Genomic DNA, 14,552 nt, shown 5'->3' on the forward strand with positions numbered 1-14,552 from the left:
GGATACGCCATGACGCGCAAGCAGCGACGTATGACCATCATCGGCGGCTCGCTCGCCGTGCTCGCGCTCGCAGCCGCGCTGGTGCTCAATGCCTTGCGCGACTCCATCGTGTTCTTCTCGACCCCGACCATGGTGGCGGAGAAGCACGTCGCGCCCGGCAAGCGGTTTCGTCTCGGCGGCCTGGTGCAGCCCGGCTCGCTCCAGCGCGGCGACAATCTCGCGGTGACCTTCGAGGTCGCCGACGGCAGCGCAAAACTTCCCGTCGCCTACAAGGGCATTTTGCCCGATCTGTTCCGCGAAGGGCAGGGCGTCGTCGCCGAAGGCGCGCTCGATGCCAATGGCGTGTTCAAGGCCGATACCGTGCTCGCCAAGCATGATGAAACCTACATGCCCAAGGACGTCGCCGATGCCCTGAAGAAGCAGGGACACTGGAAGGACGATTACGGCACCCAGGCTTCCGGTGGCGCCGCGCCCGCGGCGACGACCGCGCAGGGCAACCCGCAGGGAGCAGTTCGTTGATCGTGGAGTCTGGACATTACGCGCTGGTGCTGGCGCTTGGCCTTGCGCTGATCCAGTCCATCGTACCCTTGATCGGTGCGCGCTTGCGCGACGATGCGCTGATGAACGTGGCGCGGTCCACCGCGCTGGCGCAGCTGTTGTTCGTCGGTGCGTCGTTCGTGGCGCTGGTGATGCTGCACGTCAATTCGGACTTCTCCGTCGCCAACGTCTACGAGAACTCACACTCCATGAAGCCGCTGCTCTACAAGATCACCGGCGTGTGGGGAAACCATGAAGGCTCGATGCTGCTGTGGGTGTCGATCCTCGCGCTGTTCGGCGGGCTCGTCGCAGCGTTCGGCAATAACCTGCCGCTGTCGCTGCGCGCGCATGTGCTCGCCGTGCAGGCCTGGATCGCCAGCGCCTTCTATCTCTTCATCCTGGTGACCTCGAACCCGTTCCTGCGCATCGCCAACCCGCCGATCGAGGGACGCGATCTCAATCCGGTGCTTCAGGATATCGGCCTCGCCGTGCATCCGCCGATGCTCTATCTCGGCTATGTCGGCTTCTCGATCTCGTTCTCCTTCGCCATCGCGGCGCTGATGGAAGGGCGGATCGATGCGGCCTGGGCGCGCTGGGTGCGGCCCTGGACGCTGGTCGCCTGGATCTTCCTGACCCTCGGCATCGCCATGGGCTCCTACTGGGCCTATTACGAGCTCGGCTGGGGCGGCTGGTGGTTCTGGGATCCGGTCGAGAACGCCTCGCTGATGCCGTGGCTCGCCGGCACCGCGCTATTGCATTCGGCGCTGGTGATGGAGAAGCGCAACGCGCTGAAGGTCTGGACCATCCTGCTCTCGATCCTGACCTTCTCGCTGTCGCTGCTCGGCACCTTCCTGGTCCGCTCCGGCGTCATCACCTCCGTGCACGCCTTCGCCACCGATCCGACCCGCGGCGTGTTCATTCTGCTGATCCTGTGCCTGTTCATCGGCGGCAGCCTGTCGCTGTTTGCGGGCCGCGCCACGTCGCTGAAGCAGGGCGGCCTGTTCGCGCCGATCTCGCGCGAGGGCGCGCTGGTGCTGAACAATCTGCTGCTCACGGTCGCCTGCGCGGTGGTGCTGTTCGGCACGCTCTATCCGCTGGCGATGGAGATGCTCGCCGACTTCAAGATGTCGGTCGGCGCGCCCTTCTACAATCTCACCTTTGCTCCGCTGTTTGCCCTGTTGCTGCTCGCCGTGCCGTTCGGGCCGATGCTGGCGTGGAAGCGCGGCGATCTGCTCGGCGTGACGCAGCGTCTGCTTGCAGCGGGCGTCGCAGGCCTTGTCGCAATCGCCATTGCCTGGGGCTGGGCAAATGGCGGCGCTACGCTGGCGCCGCTGGGGATCGGGCTCGGCATCTTCGTCATTGCCGGCGCGGTCACTGATATCGTCGAGCGAACCGGCCTCGTGCGGCTGCCATTCGCAACGGCGCTGCATCGCGCCCGCGGCCTGCCGCGCTCGGCGTGGGGCACGGCGTTCGCGCATGCCGGCCTCGGCGTCGCGCTGATCGGCATCGTCTGCGAGACCACTTGGAACGGCGAATATATCGCGACCATGAAGCAGAACGAGGTCGCCCACATCGCCGGCTACGACGTGAAGCTCGACGGCCTGTTCCAGCGCCAGGGTCCGAATTACCGAGAGATGATCGCCGAGTTCAACGTCAGCCGCGACGGCGAGATGCTGAGCGTCATGACGCCGTCCAAGCGCAGTTTTACCACGCGTGGCTCCTCCACTACGGAGGCCGCGCTGCTGACGCGCGGCGCGAGCCAGCTCTACATCTCGCTCGGCGACGCCAATGCCGAAGGCGCGATTGCCGTGCGCATCTATCACAAGCCGCTGGTGCTGCTGATCTGGTGGGGGCCGGTGCTGATGGCGTTCGGCGGCGTGCTGTCGCTGTCCGACCGGCGTCTGCGGGTCGGCGCGCCGAAGCCGGCGCGGGCCAAGCAGCGCCTGCAGCCTGCGGAGTGATCCGATGCGCCGGATGATGGCCGCGTTCGTCGCGTTGATGCTGCTGGCTTCGCCCGCGGCGTACGCCGTGCAGCCCGACGAGATCATGTCGGATCCCGTAAAGGAGGGCCGCGCGCGCGAATTGTCGCGCGAGCTGCGCTGCATGGTCTGCCAGAACCAGTCGATCGACGATTCCGATGCGCCGCTGGCGCGCGACCTGCGCCTCCTGGTGCGCGAGCGCATTGCGGCCGGCGACAGCAATGCGCAGGTGCTCGATTTCCTGGTCGCGCGCTACGGCGAGTTCGTGCTGCTCAAGCCGCGCTTCGAGCGCCAGACCATTCTGTTGTGGCTGCTCGCGCCGCTGCTGCTGATCGGCGGCGGCCTGGCGCTGTGGCTGCAAATCCGCCGCCGCGCGCGAAGCGGTGCAGACGTACCGGCTCCGCCGCTCACTGCGGAGGAAGAGGCGCGGCTCGCCGCCCTGATGTCCGATGATGCGAAGTCGTCCTGACCTACGTAATGATACGTAGCCTGTCGGTCGCTGTGCGTTTCATCCTCTATTGACCTTTGTCTGGAAGCTTGTCGCGAGATTCGATTCCAGCCTCTGAGTCCCCGAGATGTTCGCGAACAGCAATCTGACGATCCGCTTCCTGGTCGGCGCCGTCGTCGCTGCATTATTGTTCCTGCTGGGCATCGGCGGCGGCACCGGCTTCGTCGCGGTGCTCTATCTCAACAACGAGATCACCAGCCTGTCGTCGGACTTTGCCGCGTTGAGCGGCCCCGCGCGTGACCATGCCATGCAGATCTACCAGCAGGCGCAGACCGCGTTCTCCTGGTTCCTGATCGCCTGCGGCGTGATCGCGGTCATAGCTGTCGCGATCTGCCTCACCACCTGGTTCGCGGTGCGCAACGGCATCCTCAATCCTCTGGCGGCGATCGTGCATGCCATGCGCGAGGTCGCCGACCAGAAGTTCGAGACACAAGTTCCGGGGCTCGGCGGCACCAACGAGATCGGCCTGCTCGCCGGCGCGCTCGAGGTGTTCAAGACCAATGGGCTGGAGCGGCGCCGCCTCACCGAGCAGCAGCTCCATGAGGCACAGCACCAGGCCGAGCGGTCGAAATTCCTGGACGCACGGATCAAGCGCTTCAACGATCTCGTCGCCAGCGTGGTCGACAGCGTGGCCGCGTCGGCCGTGCATCTGAAGCGCAACGCCGAGACGTTGTCGCGGACGGCCAACGACACCAGCACCAAGGCCAATGCGGTGGCGAGCGGCGCGAGCCAGGCCAGCGCCAGCGTGCAGACGGTTGCGGGCTCGGCCGAGGAGATGACGAATTCGATCGGCACGATCAGCCGCCGCGTCACCGATGCGACCCAGCGCGCCGAGGGCGCGGCGTCGCAGGCCGAGAAGAGCCGCGACACCATCCACACCCTGTCGGGCGCCGCCGACAAGATCGGCGAGGTCGTGCAGCTCGTGCAGGCGATCGCCTCGCAGACCAATCTGCTGGCGCTCAACGCCACCATCGAGGCGGCGCGGGCTGGCGAAGCCGGCAAGGGCTTTGCCGTGGTGGCCTCCGAGGTAAAGAATCTGGCGCACCAGACCAGCAAGGCGACGGAGGAGATCACCTCCCATGTCGCCAGCATCCAGGGCATCACCGCGGAGACGCGCGGCGCGATCGACGGCATCGCGAAGACGCTGTCGGAGATCTCGTCGATCATGTCCGGCATCGAGGTCGACACCGCCCAGCAGCGTACCGCGACGCAAGACATCACCCGCAGCGCGCAGGACGCCGCACAGGGAACCCTGGACGTCTCCAATCACATCGCCCAGATCACCTCGACCGCGGCGGAGACCGGGCGCATGGCGGACGAGGCACGGGATTCCGCCGTCGACCTGTCGCAGCAGGCCGAGACGTTGAAGCGTGAAGTCGACGAGTTCATCGTCAGCGTCCGGGCCGGTTAAGGCCGGCCAAGGCCTCGCTCGGCGCCGGTCACGGGAACTCGACTAAGTTCCTGTTGGGCCACGCTTTTCGGCCTGCGCTAAACTGCCGCATCCGCGCCGCCTCTTCATTACGAAAGTTTAACCCCGCCGCCAGCGCACGGTAAGGCGGGAGTCCCCATGTTCAGGTCCGCAAGGTGCCCGACATCCGGCACCAAAAGGAATTCAAGGCCCTGGAGATATCTGCATGACCGATCGTATCGACCTCTCGAACCTCCCGCCCTACCGGCAGCCGCGCCGGTCGGTCTTCTCTGCGCGCAAGCTCGCGCTGATGGCCTCGGTGGTCGCCGGCCTCGGCGCCGCCGTCTACGGCTTCAGCCCGTCGGTGTCGCCGGCCGACCTGTTCTCGAGCCCGGCGCATGCGCAGGTCAACAACGAGGTTCGCAAGGTCGAGCGTCCGGTCGGTTTCGCCGACATCGTCGAGCGCGTGAAGCCGTCGGTGATCTCGGTGAAGGTCAACATCAAGGAGAAGACCGCGAGCAACGATGATGGCGACGACGCACAGTCGCCGTTCCAGCCGGGCTCGCCGATGGAGCGCTTCTTCCGCCGCTTCGGCGGTCCGGATGGCATTCCCGGCCTGAAGGGCGGCGGCCGTGGCCGCGTCGTGCAGGGCCAGGGCTCCGGCTTCTTCATCTCGGCTGACGGCTTTGCCGTGACCAACAACCACGTGGTCGACGGCGCCGACAAGGTCGAGGTCACCACCGATGATGGCAAGACCTACACCGCCAAGGTGATCGGTACCGACCAGCGCACTGACCTCGCGCTGATCAAGGTCGAGGGCAGCTCCAATTTCCCGTTCGCCAAGCTTGCCGACGCCAAGCCGCGGATCGGCGACTGGGTGCTCGCGGTCGGCAATCCCTTTGGTCTCGGCGGCACTGTCACCGCCGGCATCGTCTCGGCCAGCGGCCGCGACATCGGCAACGGCCCGTATGACGATTTCATCCAGATCGACGCGCCCGTGAACAAGGGCAATTCCGGCGGTCCGGCCTTCGACACCAACGGCGAAGTCATGGGCGTCAACACCGCGATCTACTCGCCCTCCGGCGGCAGCGTCGGCATCGCGTTCTCGATTCCGGCCAACACCGTCAAGAGCGTAGTGGCCCAGCTCAAGGACAAGGGCTCGGTCAGCCGCGGCTGGATCGGCGTGCAGATTCAGCCCGTCACGTCCGACATCGCCGACAGCCTCGGCATGAAGAAGGCCGAAGGCGCGCTGGTGGCGGAGCCGCAGGCGAACGGTCCGGCGGCGAAGGCCGGCATCGAATCCGGCGACGTGATCACCGCGGTCAACGGTGAATCCGTCAAGGACGCCCGCGAGCTCGCCCGCACCATTGGCGGTATGGCGCCCGGCGCGACCGTGAAGCTCAACGTGCTGCACAAGGGCCAGGACAAGGTCGTGAATCTCACCCTCGGCCAGCTGCCGAACACCGTCGAGGCCAAGGCCGACCTCGACAAGGACAGCGGCAAGGGTGCGAACAAGGGCACCGACGTGCCGAAGCTCGGCATGACCGTTGCGCCCGCGAATTCCGTGGCCGGCGCCGGCAAGGAAGGCGTCGTGGTCACCGAAGTGGATCCGAAGAGCGCCGCGGCCGAACGCGGCTTCAAGGAAGGCGACGTGATTCTCGAGGTCGGCGGCAAGAGCGTGGCCACCGCCGGTGAAGTCCGCGACGCCATCAACGCGGCGCGGACCGACAACAAGAACAGCGTCCTGATGCGCGTGAAGAGCGGCGGCCAGTCGCGCTTCGTCGCGATCCCCCTCGCCAAGGGGTAAGCCTCAGGAGGCCCAGGAAACCAAGGAATGAAGGGTGTCGTCGGCATCAGTCGCCCCCGCCGCCGGCGCCCTTCGGGGGAGCAGCGTAAACTTCGCTTCCCCAGCCTACCTTCCGGTGGAATTACGCCCCCCTCCGTCGGAAGGCATAGGGCGGTGAGGTCCCCCCAGCTTCACCGCCCGCCTTTTTCTCGCTTCGACACTCTCCCGCTCGGCTTGCATGCGATTGCAGCTCGCGCCATGTTTAGAGAAGGTTGACCTCCTTGACCGCCGCCGAACGCACGATGCGCCTCCTCATCATTGAAGACGATCGCGAATCCGCCGACTACCTCGTGAAGGCGTTCCGCGAGGTCGGACACATTGCCGACCACGCCGCGGACGGCGAGGAAGGCCTCGCCATGGCCGAGAACGGCGACTATGACGTTCTGGTGGTCGACCGCATGCTGCCCAAGCGCGACGGCCTGTCGCTGATCGGTGCGCTACGCGACAAGGACAACGCGACGCCGGTGCTGATCCTTTCCGCGCTCGGACAGGTCGACGACCGCATCAAGGGCCTGCGCGCCGGCGGCGACGACTATCTGCCAAAACCCTATTCCTTCGCCGAGCTGCTCGCCCGGGTCGAGGTGCTGTCGCGCCGCCGCGGCGGCCCCGCCGAGGACACGCTCTATCGCGTCGGCGATCTCGAGCTCGACCGTCTCTCCCATCGCGTCGCCCGCGGCAAGGACGAGCTGACGCTGCAGCCGCGCGAATTCCGCCTGCTCGAATACCTCATGAAGCATGCCGGCCAGGTGGTGACCCGCACGATGCTCCTGGAGAACGTCTGGGACTATCATTTCGATCCGCAGACCAACGTGATCGACGTGCACATTTCGCGGCTGCGCTCCAAAATCGACAAGGGTTTCGATCGGCCGCTGCTGCACACGATCCGCGGCGCCGGGTACATGATCCGGGACGGCATTCGGTAGAGACGCCGGCGCCTCCAAGGTCCTCCAACTGGACCTTGCCGCGTCGGCGTCTATCGTCACTTCCGGCCAACGGTGTCACTATCGATCCGGTTGATGGCCGGGGGATTCCACACGCCTGTCAGCGCGTCCGACTTCGGCGCATAGAGACGCATGGTGAGGTTGAACGGACCTTTGGGTGCGGGTAGCCAGTTGGCTTCGCGATCGCTGCCGGGATTTTCATTCTGGAAATAGAGCGTCAGCGAGCCGTCGGCGTCGCGCTTGAACGGCATCCAGCTGCTTACCGCAAAGCGATTGACTGGATTGGCGACCTGGAAGCCTTCGTTGTCATACAGGGTGATCGACCAGAATGCATCGACCGGTGGCAGTCCGTCTTTGGCAAAGCGGATGATGTATTTGTTTGCGCCCTCGAGCGGCTTGCCGTTTTCATCGCCAACGCTACCCGGGTAGATCGCATCCTCCGGCAGATTGGCACCGAGTCCGACTTGGGCGACGATCGCGCGCTTCAAATAATAGGTCCCGTAAACGCCCATCGTGTCTGTGTTCATGGACCAGTTGTTTGCGACGCGCGCCAATGTCGGGACTTTCCATGCCATCAGCTTTTGCGCCTGCGCCGGCGCGCCGTCGATGGCTTTCCGTACCGTTGCGTCAACCTTGGCTATGTCGAAGCTCTTGCCCTGCTCGAAACCGATCCGCTTCATGCGCGCGAGGATCGGCTCATCGGTGATGTGTGGCGGGTTGATCTTGAGCAACTCCGCGGCATAAGCGAAGAACTTATCCCCCGCCATCGTGTCGACTTGCGTCTTCGGCGGCGTTTTGACGTCGACGCTGGGATCGATGGTTTGTGTAACGGCGACCGGGGGCTTGCCCCATCCAGACAGCGGCGTGATCTTGTAGCCCTTCTGCACCTCGTGAACTGCGGCATAGTCGGCGGGTCCATCGGTCTTGGTGCGACCGATGACCCAGACATGGGGCGTCGGCGCATTGATGCGCGTGAAGCCCGCCGGCACGTCTCCATTCCAGCCCGGCGGCACGACCAGGAAATTGGCCGCTTTGGTGCCTGTCGTGCGCATTCCCGGCGATGCAAACACATCGGACCACATGTCGAGCATCGGCAGCAGGTAATAGCGGCCACCGGTATCAGGAACCGAAACGACCATGGGCTCCTGCGTCAGGTCCAGCCAGGCGCTCGAATACAACGTGTCGAAATTGGGCCGTACCACTGCCCTCATGTCCGCGGTCGGGTAGGCCTGGATATTGTCGAACGTGTTGGGCGGGCCGCCCATTCCGCCGGTTTTGGGATCGGAATTGATGAGCTGCTTGCGTGTCACGTCCATCGTCACGAGCGGATAGAAATAGACATACGCTTCCGCGGCGATGACCTGTGCCTCGTCGGCAGAAATTGATTGAGCCGCGCTCGGCACCGATGTCGGGACCATGAAAATCAGGCCCGACAAGACCGCAGCCAGCGATGACAAATGCTTCGTCATGATCTTCCTCCTGGTTACCCCTGCAGTGGCGAGCAATTGCTTTCCTGCGGCGGAATATGTTCCCCATTTCCTTCAAGGACGGAGAAGGGACAGTGGACGAGCCAGCCAAGAAGCGAAGCGCCGCGGTCTGGTTGATCTACATCAATGGACGCCCGCGAGGGGTCAAAAACGGGGATCAAGCAATCCGCCGTCCCAAGGTCGGCTCCAGCTCCGAAAGCAGACCCAGGCAGCCCGCGAGATTGCACAGAATTAAGTAGAGAGGGGCCCCTTCTGCCTTTATCATGACAAGACGGTGCGGTTCGCGATAGCTCGATAAGGCATTGTGGCCGCTTGCCAAAAGGACCACCCCCTGAGAGGACGGCAAGGAAAATGGTTTTGAATTTACCGTTCTGCCAGTGCCGTAAATGATCCGTGACGGCATTCGGTAAACTCGTCCGCACCACGGCGTTCCGGCTGACGCTGGTCTATCTGCTGCTGTTCGCGATGTTCGCGGCCTCGCTGCTTGGCTATTTCGCCTGGAATACGCGGCGGCTGATCACCGAGGAAATCACGCAGACGGTGAATGCCGAGACCTCGGAGATCAACGAGATCTATGATCGCCGCGGCTTGGTCGGCCTCGTGCGAACGATCGAGTACCGCGCGCTGCGTCCGGGCGCCAACCTCTATCTCGTGACCACGCCGACCGGGCAGGCGATCGCCGGCAATGTCGGCTCGCTCGCGCCCGGCGTGATGGCCACGCGCGGCTGGACCGAGACCGCCTACCGGCGGATCGAGGACGCCGATGACCGCGATCATCGCGCACTGGTGCGCGTCACCGAGCTCGAGAACGGCTTCCGGCTTCTGATCGGCCGCGACCTTGCGGAGCGGCGGCGCCTGTTCGGCATCGTCGCCAAGGCGGCACAATGGTCGATCCTGATCGTCGTCGTGCTCGGCCTCGGCGGCGGCATCTTCGTCGCGCGCAGGGTGCTCCGGCGCATCGACGCGATGACCGGCACCGCGCAGCGCATCATGACCGGCGATCTCAGCGGACGTCTGCCCGTGGGGCGCAGCGGCGACGAGCTCGACCGCCTCGCGGAAAACCTCAACGCCATGCTGGAGCGGATCGAGGCGCTGATGGCGGGGCTGAAGGAAGTCTCCGACAACATCGCCCACGATCTCAAGACGCCGCTGACGCGCTTGCGCAACCGCGCCGAGGAGGCGCTGGCGAAATCGGGCTGCGAGGCCGATTACCGTGCGGCACTGGAGCGGACCATCGAGGAATCCGACGGGCTGATCCGCACCTTCAACGCATTGCTGATGATCGCGCGGGCCGAGTCCGGGCAGGCGCGCGGCAACATGGATGATTTCGACGCCGCGGAGGTCGCGGGCGGCATCCACGAGCTCTACGAGCCGCTGGCCGAGGACGACGGCATGACCTTGAAGGTCAAGGCCGATCCGACGCCGGTTCACGGCAACCGCGAGCTGATCAGCCAGGCGCTCGCCAATCTTGTCGAGAATGCCATCAAATATGGCAAGCCGGTCGCGCAGGCCGGCGGAACCGTCGTCAGCATGGACGCGCGGCAGATCACCATCGAGGCGAAGCGCGAGGGCGATCAGGTGCTGCTCAGCGTCGCCGATCGTGGCCCCGGCATTCCCGAAGCCGACCGCAAACATGCCGTCGAACGATTCGTCCGGCTGGAGGCGAGCCGCACGCTACCGGGCTCCGGGCTCGGCCTCAGCCTCGCCTCGGCTGTTGCGACGCTGCATGGCGGAGAATTGCGACTGGGCGATGCCCATCCGGGCCTCGTCGCCACGCTGGTGCTGCCGGCGCGCACGGGCGCGGGCGACAGGGTTGCTCCGCCAATACCGGATGTGCCACAGAAGGTGGCATGAACCACTCCGCGCCGGGAAACGCGGACAAGCATGGTGAGAGTCTGGCCGCACGCTTCGCGGAGGCTCCCCATATTGTCGCTTCCACAACCGACGAACGCCGTCTTGAAAACTGGCTGGCCGAGCTCGAGCCGGCACAATCGGCCCGTCTCGGAGCGTTGCTGGTTCATCCCTTCGCCCGGAATATCCTGGCCGGCATCGCGGAATTCTCGCCCTATCTGTTCGATCTGGTGCGCGCCGATGCGCTGCGCCTGATCCGGCTGCTCGAATGCGATCCGGATGCGCATCTTGCTGCATTGATCGCTGAGGCAAGGGGCGCGGTGTTCGCGGCATCCGACGAGGCCGAGGTGATGCGGCTGCTTCGCCGCATGAAGGCCGAGGCCGCGCTGCTGACCGCGCTGTGCGACATCGGCGGCGTCTGGCCGGTGATGCAAGTGACGGCGGCGCTCACCGACGTCGCGGTCTCCTCGGTGCAGGCGGCGCTGCAGTATCAGCTGCGGCAGGAAGCCGCACGTGGAAAGATCCTGCCGCCCAATCCGGAGGCACCGGAAGAGGGCTGCGGCCTGATTGTGCTCGCGATGGGCAAGATGGGGGCGGGCGAGCTGAACTATTCCAGCGACATCGATCTCATCGTGTTTTTCGATCCCGATGCGACGACGCTCGCGCCCGACATCGAACCGCAGCCGTTCTTCGTCCGCGTAACGCAGGGCATGGCGCGCATCCTGCAGCAGCGCACCTATGACGGCTACGTCTTCCGCGTCGATCTGCGCCTGCGGCCCGATCCGTCCTCGACGCAGGTGGCGATCTCGCGCGACGCGGCGCTGAATTACTACGAGCGGGAAGGGCGCACCTGGGAGCGCGCCGCGATGATCAAGGCGCGCGCCTGTGCCGGCGATGCCAGGGCAGGCGAGGCGCTGCTCGCCGAGATCGCGCCGTTCGTCTGGCGCAAGCACCTCGACTTTGCCGCGCTTGCCGATGTCCACGACATGAAGCGGCAGATGCAGACCTATCGCGGCCAGAGCGAGGTCGCGGTCGAGGGCCACAACGTCAAGGTCGGCCGCGGCGGCATTCGCGAGATCGAGTTCTTCGCGCAGACCCAGCAGCTGATCGCCGGTGGCCGCCATCCGCAATTGCGGGTGCGGCCGACGCACAGGGCGCTCGACGTGCTCGCGACCAGCAACTGGATCACCTTTGACGCGCGTGATGAGCTGACCACGGCGTACGAGTTCCTGCGCCGGGTCGAGCACCGCCTCCAGATGGTCGCCGACGAGCAGACCCATGCGCTGCCCGACGACAAAGAGGCGGTCGAGCGCTTTGCCCGCTTCTTCGGTTATCCCGATCGCGAGGCGTTTGCGCGCGACCTGCTGCGGCAGCTCGAGATCGTCCAGGGCCACTACGAAAAACTGTTCGAGGGCGATGATCCGACCGGCACGGCCAAGCTGCCGGCCCTGGACTACAGTGCGGGTCCCGATGACCCGCGCCTGCTCCAGCATCTGTCGACGCTCGGATTCAAGAAGCCCGCCGCCGTCGCGCAAACGTTGCGCGACTGGATCACCGGCGACTATCGCGTCTTCCGCAATGAGGCGACGCGCAGCGCCTTCATCGAATTCGTGCCGGCCCTGATCGACGGCCTCGCACATGCCGAGGAGCCGGATCGCGCCGTCGTGGCGTTCGATCATTTCCTCGGGGCGCTGCAGCGCGGCGGCCGGCTGATCACGCTGCTCGGCCAGAACCGCGATCTCGTCGCGCTGGTGGCGCTGGTGCTGGGCGCAGCGCCCAGGCTCGGCGAGATGCTGGCGCGGCAGCCGCAACTGATGGACGGCCTGATCGATCCACGCTTCTTCGGCGCGATGCCCGACCGGCAGGAATTGTCGGGGCGGTTAGCTGCGACCGTGCAGGACGCCGCCTCCTACGAGGAGTTCCTCGATCGCCTGCGCCTGTTCGGGCAGGAGAGCCTGTTCCTGATCGGCACGCGTATCCTGTCCGGCACCGTCTCGGCGCAGCAGGCGAGCACGGCCTTTGCCGATGTCGCCGAAGGTATCGTCCACACCGTGCATGGTCTCGTCGCCGACCGCTTCGCCGCCCAGCACGGCCGGATCAAGGGGCAGGAGACCGCGATCATCGCGATGGGCCGGCTCGGCAGCCGCGAGATGACGGCCTCGTCCGATCTCGACCTGATCCTGCTCTACGATTTCGACAGCGAGAACCCGGACTCCGATGGGCCGAAATCGCTGCAGGGCGCGCATTATTTCGCCCGCTTCACCCAGCGCCTGATCAGCGCCTTCACGACGCGCACCAATTACGGCGTGCTCTACGAGATCGACATGCGGCTGCGCCCGTCGGGGCGCGCCGGGCCGGTGGCGTCGAGTCTTGCCTCCTTCGCGGACTACCAGGCCAACGAGGCCTGGACCTGGGAGCACATGGCGCTGACGCGCGCGCGCGTGGTGTCGGCGTCGCCTGAGTTCCGGGAACGCATCGAGCGCGTCATCCGCGATGTCCTGACCCGCCGCCGCGATCACGCGATCATCGCCAACGACGTCGCCGACATGCGCGGCGCGATCGGCCAGGAGAAGGGCGAGACCGACTATTGGGATCTCAAATATGCCGCCGGCGGCATGATCGACATCGACTTCATCGCGCAATATCTCCAGCTCGTGCATGCCCACGACAAGCCCGAGATACTCGACGTCAGCACGATGCAGGTGCTGGACAATGCCTGCAGGCTCGGCGTGCTCGGACAATCGGAGACCGAGATCCTGCGCGCGGCGGCGCGGCTCTATCACGATCTGACGCAGATCCTGCGGCTCTGCGTCAGCGACCGCTTCAAGCCGGAAACCGCCGGCACCGATCTGCAGCGCGTCATGGCGCGCGCCGGCGATGCGCCGGACTTTTCCTCGCTGGAGGCGCGTGTGAAGGAAACCCAGAGCGAGGTGCGGCGCGTGTTCAGGGCGCTGCTGGAAGGGACGCCGTCAGCTTCAGCGCGGTGAGGGCTTCGCGCACGTTCGGCTCCAGGCCCGCGCCGCCGGCATCGAGATGGGCGAAGATCGCGCGCTTCATCCGGGGATCCCAGAACTTCTTGATGTGCTCGGCGATCCCCGGCACGGCCTTGTCATGGCCCTGGCTCTGGAAGAACTTGCCGATCTGGTTGGCCATGTAGATCAGGCGGTCAGGCGACATCGGCAACCTCCGTGGCATGGCGGGCGACAATCCGGCTGCCATGCGAAAACACTTCGAACCCGTCCTGGCGGGCAATGGCGATCAGCGTGATGCCCGCGGCTTCCGCGGTGCGCACCGCGAGCGCGGTCGGCGCGGAGACGGCGACCATCACCGGCGCGCCGATCGCGGCGGTCTTCTGCACCATCTCGACGGAGACGCGGCTGGTCAGCAGCACCATGCCGCCGCTTGTATCGGTGCGGCTGCGCGCCAGGGCGCCGGCGAGCTTGTCGAGCGCGTTGTGGCGGCCGACGTCCTCGCGCAACGCCGCGATGTTGCCGGCAGGAGACCAGAACGCAGCGGCGTGAACGGCGCGGGTCTGCAGGTTGATCGATTGCAGCGGCGCGATCGCCTGCATCGCCGCCATGATTTCTTCCGGCGTGAAGGTCTGCCCCTGCGGCACGACCGCTGCGGGCCGCACCGCTTCGGCAATGGACTCGACGCCGCAGATGCCGCAGCCGGTGGGACCCGCGACGTGGCGACGACGCTCGCTGATGAGTGCCGCATCTTCCGGTGCAAGCCACATCCTGAGTTCGATGCCGTCGTCGAGGCGGACCACCTCGAGCGACTTGATGTCGTCGACCGACTTGATGATGCCTTCGTCCAGACTGAAGCCGACGGCGAAATCCTCGAGGTTTTGCGGCGTCCCCATCATGACGGCATAGGTGCCGCCATTGTAGGTCAGCGCCAGCGGCGTCTCCTCGGGGATCAGCCGTGTTCCTTCGGACGTGGCGCCGTCGCGCCAGATCTCGCGGTCGATAGCCTGGACGGGCACGTGCATG

Annotated in this window: 11 protein-coding genes; 8 read left to right on the plus strand and 3 right to left on the minus strand. The window is 65.7% G+C overall.

What is annotated here, in order from left to right; all coding sequences use genetic code 11:
- Positions 1 to 9 precede the first annotated feature (9 nt).
- The 6 genes from ccmE (at position 10) to JQ603_RS27840 (ending at position 7,201) form a co-directional block, all read left to right on the plus strand.
- Positions 10 to 519 carry a cytochrome c maturation protein CcmE gene (gene ccmE, locus JQ603_RS27815; RefSeq protein WP_212343965.1) on the plus strand — a complete coding sequence of 170 codons (510 nt, stop codon included), beginning with the start codon at positions 10 to 12 and terminating at the stop codon, positions 517 to 519.
- Positions 516 to 2,498, plus strand: a complete 1,983-nt coding sequence (locus JQ603_RS27820) for a heme lyase CcmF/NrfE family subunit (RefSeq protein WP_212343966.1) — start codon at positions 516 to 518, stop codon at positions 2,496 to 2,498. The genes ccmE and JQ603_RS27820 overlap by 4 nt, the downstream gene beginning before the upstream one ends.
- A 4-nt stretch (positions 2,499 to 2,502) precedes the next feature.
- The gene (locus JQ603_RS27825) at positions 2,503 to 2,985 is read left to right on the plus strand and encodes a cytochrome c-type biogenesis protein (RefSeq protein WP_212343967.1); all 483 of its coding nucleotides are present in this window, start codon (positions 2,503 to 2,505) and stop codon (positions 2,983 to 2,985) included.
- A 106-nt stretch (positions 2,986 to 3,091) separates the two neighbouring features.
- Positions 3,092 to 4,435: a methyl-accepting chemotaxis protein gene (locus JQ603_RS27830; protein WP_212343968.1), complete on the plus strand. Its 1,344-nt coding sequence runs from the start codon at positions 3,092 to 3,094 to the stop codon at positions 4,433 to 4,435.
- Between the two features lie 223 nt (positions 4,436 to 4,658).
- Positions 4,659 to 6,239, plus strand: coding sequence for a Do family serine endopeptidase (locus tag JQ603_RS27835; protein ID WP_212343969.1), 1,581 nt, complete (start codon positions 4,659 to 4,661; stop codon positions 6,237 to 6,239).
- A 281-nt stretch (positions 6,240 to 6,520) separates the two neighbouring features.
- Positions 6,521 to 7,201 carry a response regulator transcription factor gene (locus JQ603_RS27840; RefSeq protein WP_080136885.1) on the plus strand — a complete coding sequence of 227 codons (681 nt, stop codon included), beginning with the start codon at positions 6,521 to 6,523 and terminating at the stop codon, positions 7,199 to 7,201.
- Positions 7,202 to 7,257: 56 nt separating this feature from the next.
- Here JQ603_RS27840 and JQ603_RS27845 read toward each other — a convergent pair whose 3' ends face one another.
- The gene (locus JQ603_RS27845; RefSeq protein ID WP_212343970.1) at positions 7,258 to 8,688 is read right to left on the minus strand and encodes a DUF1254 domain-containing protein; all 1,431 of its coding nucleotides are present in this window, start codon (positions 8,686 to 8,688) and stop codon (positions 7,258 to 7,260) included.
- 411 nt (positions 8,689 to 9,099) lie between these two features.
- Here JQ603_RS27845 and JQ603_RS27850 point away from each other — a divergent pair, with 411 nt between their 5' ends.
- Both JQ603_RS27850 and JQ603_RS27855 read left to right on the plus strand, forming a co-directional pair.
- On the plus strand, positions 9,100 to 10,560 hold the full coding sequence (locus tag JQ603_RS27850; RefSeq protein WP_212343973.1) for a sensor histidine kinase: 1,461 nt from the start codon (positions 9,100 to 9,102) through the stop codon (positions 10,558 to 10,560).
- Complete coding sequence (locus tag JQ603_RS27855; RefSeq protein ID WP_212343975.1) at positions 10,557 to 13,544, plus strand: bifunctional [glutamine synthetase] adenylyltransferase/[glutamine synthetase]-adenylyl-L-tyrosine phosphorylase; 2,988 nt, start codon at positions 10,557 to 10,559, stop codon at positions 13,542 to 13,544. The genes JQ603_RS27850 and JQ603_RS27855 overlap by 4 nt, the downstream gene beginning before the upstream one ends.
- On the opposite strand, the gene JQ603_RS27860 is transcribed toward JQ603_RS27855, so the two are convergent.
- Together JQ603_RS27860 and fdhD are read right to left on the minus strand one after the other, a co-directional pair.
- Complete coding sequence (locus JQ603_RS27860; RefSeq protein WP_212343977.1) at positions 13,501 to 13,734, minus strand: formate dehydrogenase subunit delta; 234 nt, start codon at positions 13,732 to 13,734, stop codon at positions 13,501 to 13,503. The two genes, JQ603_RS27855 and JQ603_RS27860, sit on opposite strands and share 44 nt — an antisense overlap.
- The gene (gene fdhD, locus JQ603_RS27865) at positions 13,724 to 14,551 is read right to left on the minus strand and encodes a formate dehydrogenase accessory sulfurtransferase FdhD (protein ID WP_212343979.1); all 828 of its coding nucleotides are present in this window, start codon (positions 14,549 to 14,551) and stop codon (positions 13,724 to 13,726) included. The genes JQ603_RS27860 and fdhD overlap by 11 nt, the downstream gene beginning before the upstream one ends.
- Between the last annotated feature and the right edge of the window lies 1 nt (position 14,552).

It is taken from the genome of Bradyrhizobium liaoningense (assembly GCF_018130825.1).
GTDB lineage: Bacteria > Pseudomonadota > Alphaproteobacteria > Rhizobiales > Xanthobacteraceae > Bradyrhizobium > Bradyrhizobium liaoningense_B.

Coding starts and splice junctions, on each gene's coding strand:
- ccmE (WP_212343965.1), top strand. CDS start 10: ATGACGCGCAAGCAGCGACGTATGACCATCATCGGCGGCTCGCTCGCC.
- JQ603_RS27825 (WP_212343967.1), top strand. CDS start 2,503: ATGCGCCGGATGATGGCCGCGTTCGTCGCGTTGATGCTGCTGGCTTCG.
- JQ603_RS27830 (WP_212343968.1), top strand. CDS start 3,092: ATGTTCGCGAACAGCAATCTGACGATCCGCTTCCTGGTCGGCGCCGTC.
- JQ603_RS27835 (WP_212343969.1), top strand. CDS start 4,659: ATGACCGATCGTATCGACCTCTCGAACCTCCCGCCCTACCGGCAGCCG.
- JQ603_RS27840 (WP_080136885.1), top strand. CDS start 6,521: ATGCGCCTCCTCATCATTGAAGACGATCGCGAATCCGCCGACTACCTC.
- JQ603_RS27845 (WP_212343970.1), bottom strand. CDS start 8,688: ATGACGAAGCATTTGTCATCGCTGGCTGCGGTCTTGTCGGGCCTGATT.
- JQ603_RS27855 (WP_212343975.1), top strand. CDS start 10,557: ATGAACCACTCCGCGCCGGGAAACGCGGACAAGCATGGTGAGAGTCTG.
- JQ603_RS27860 (WP_212343977.1), bottom strand. CDS start 13,734: ATGTCGCCTGACCGCCTGATCTACATGGCCAACCAGATCGGCAAGTTC.
- fdhD (WP_212343979.1), bottom strand. CDS start 14,551: ATGCACGTGCCCGTCCAGGCTATCGACCGCGAGATCTGGCGCGACGGC.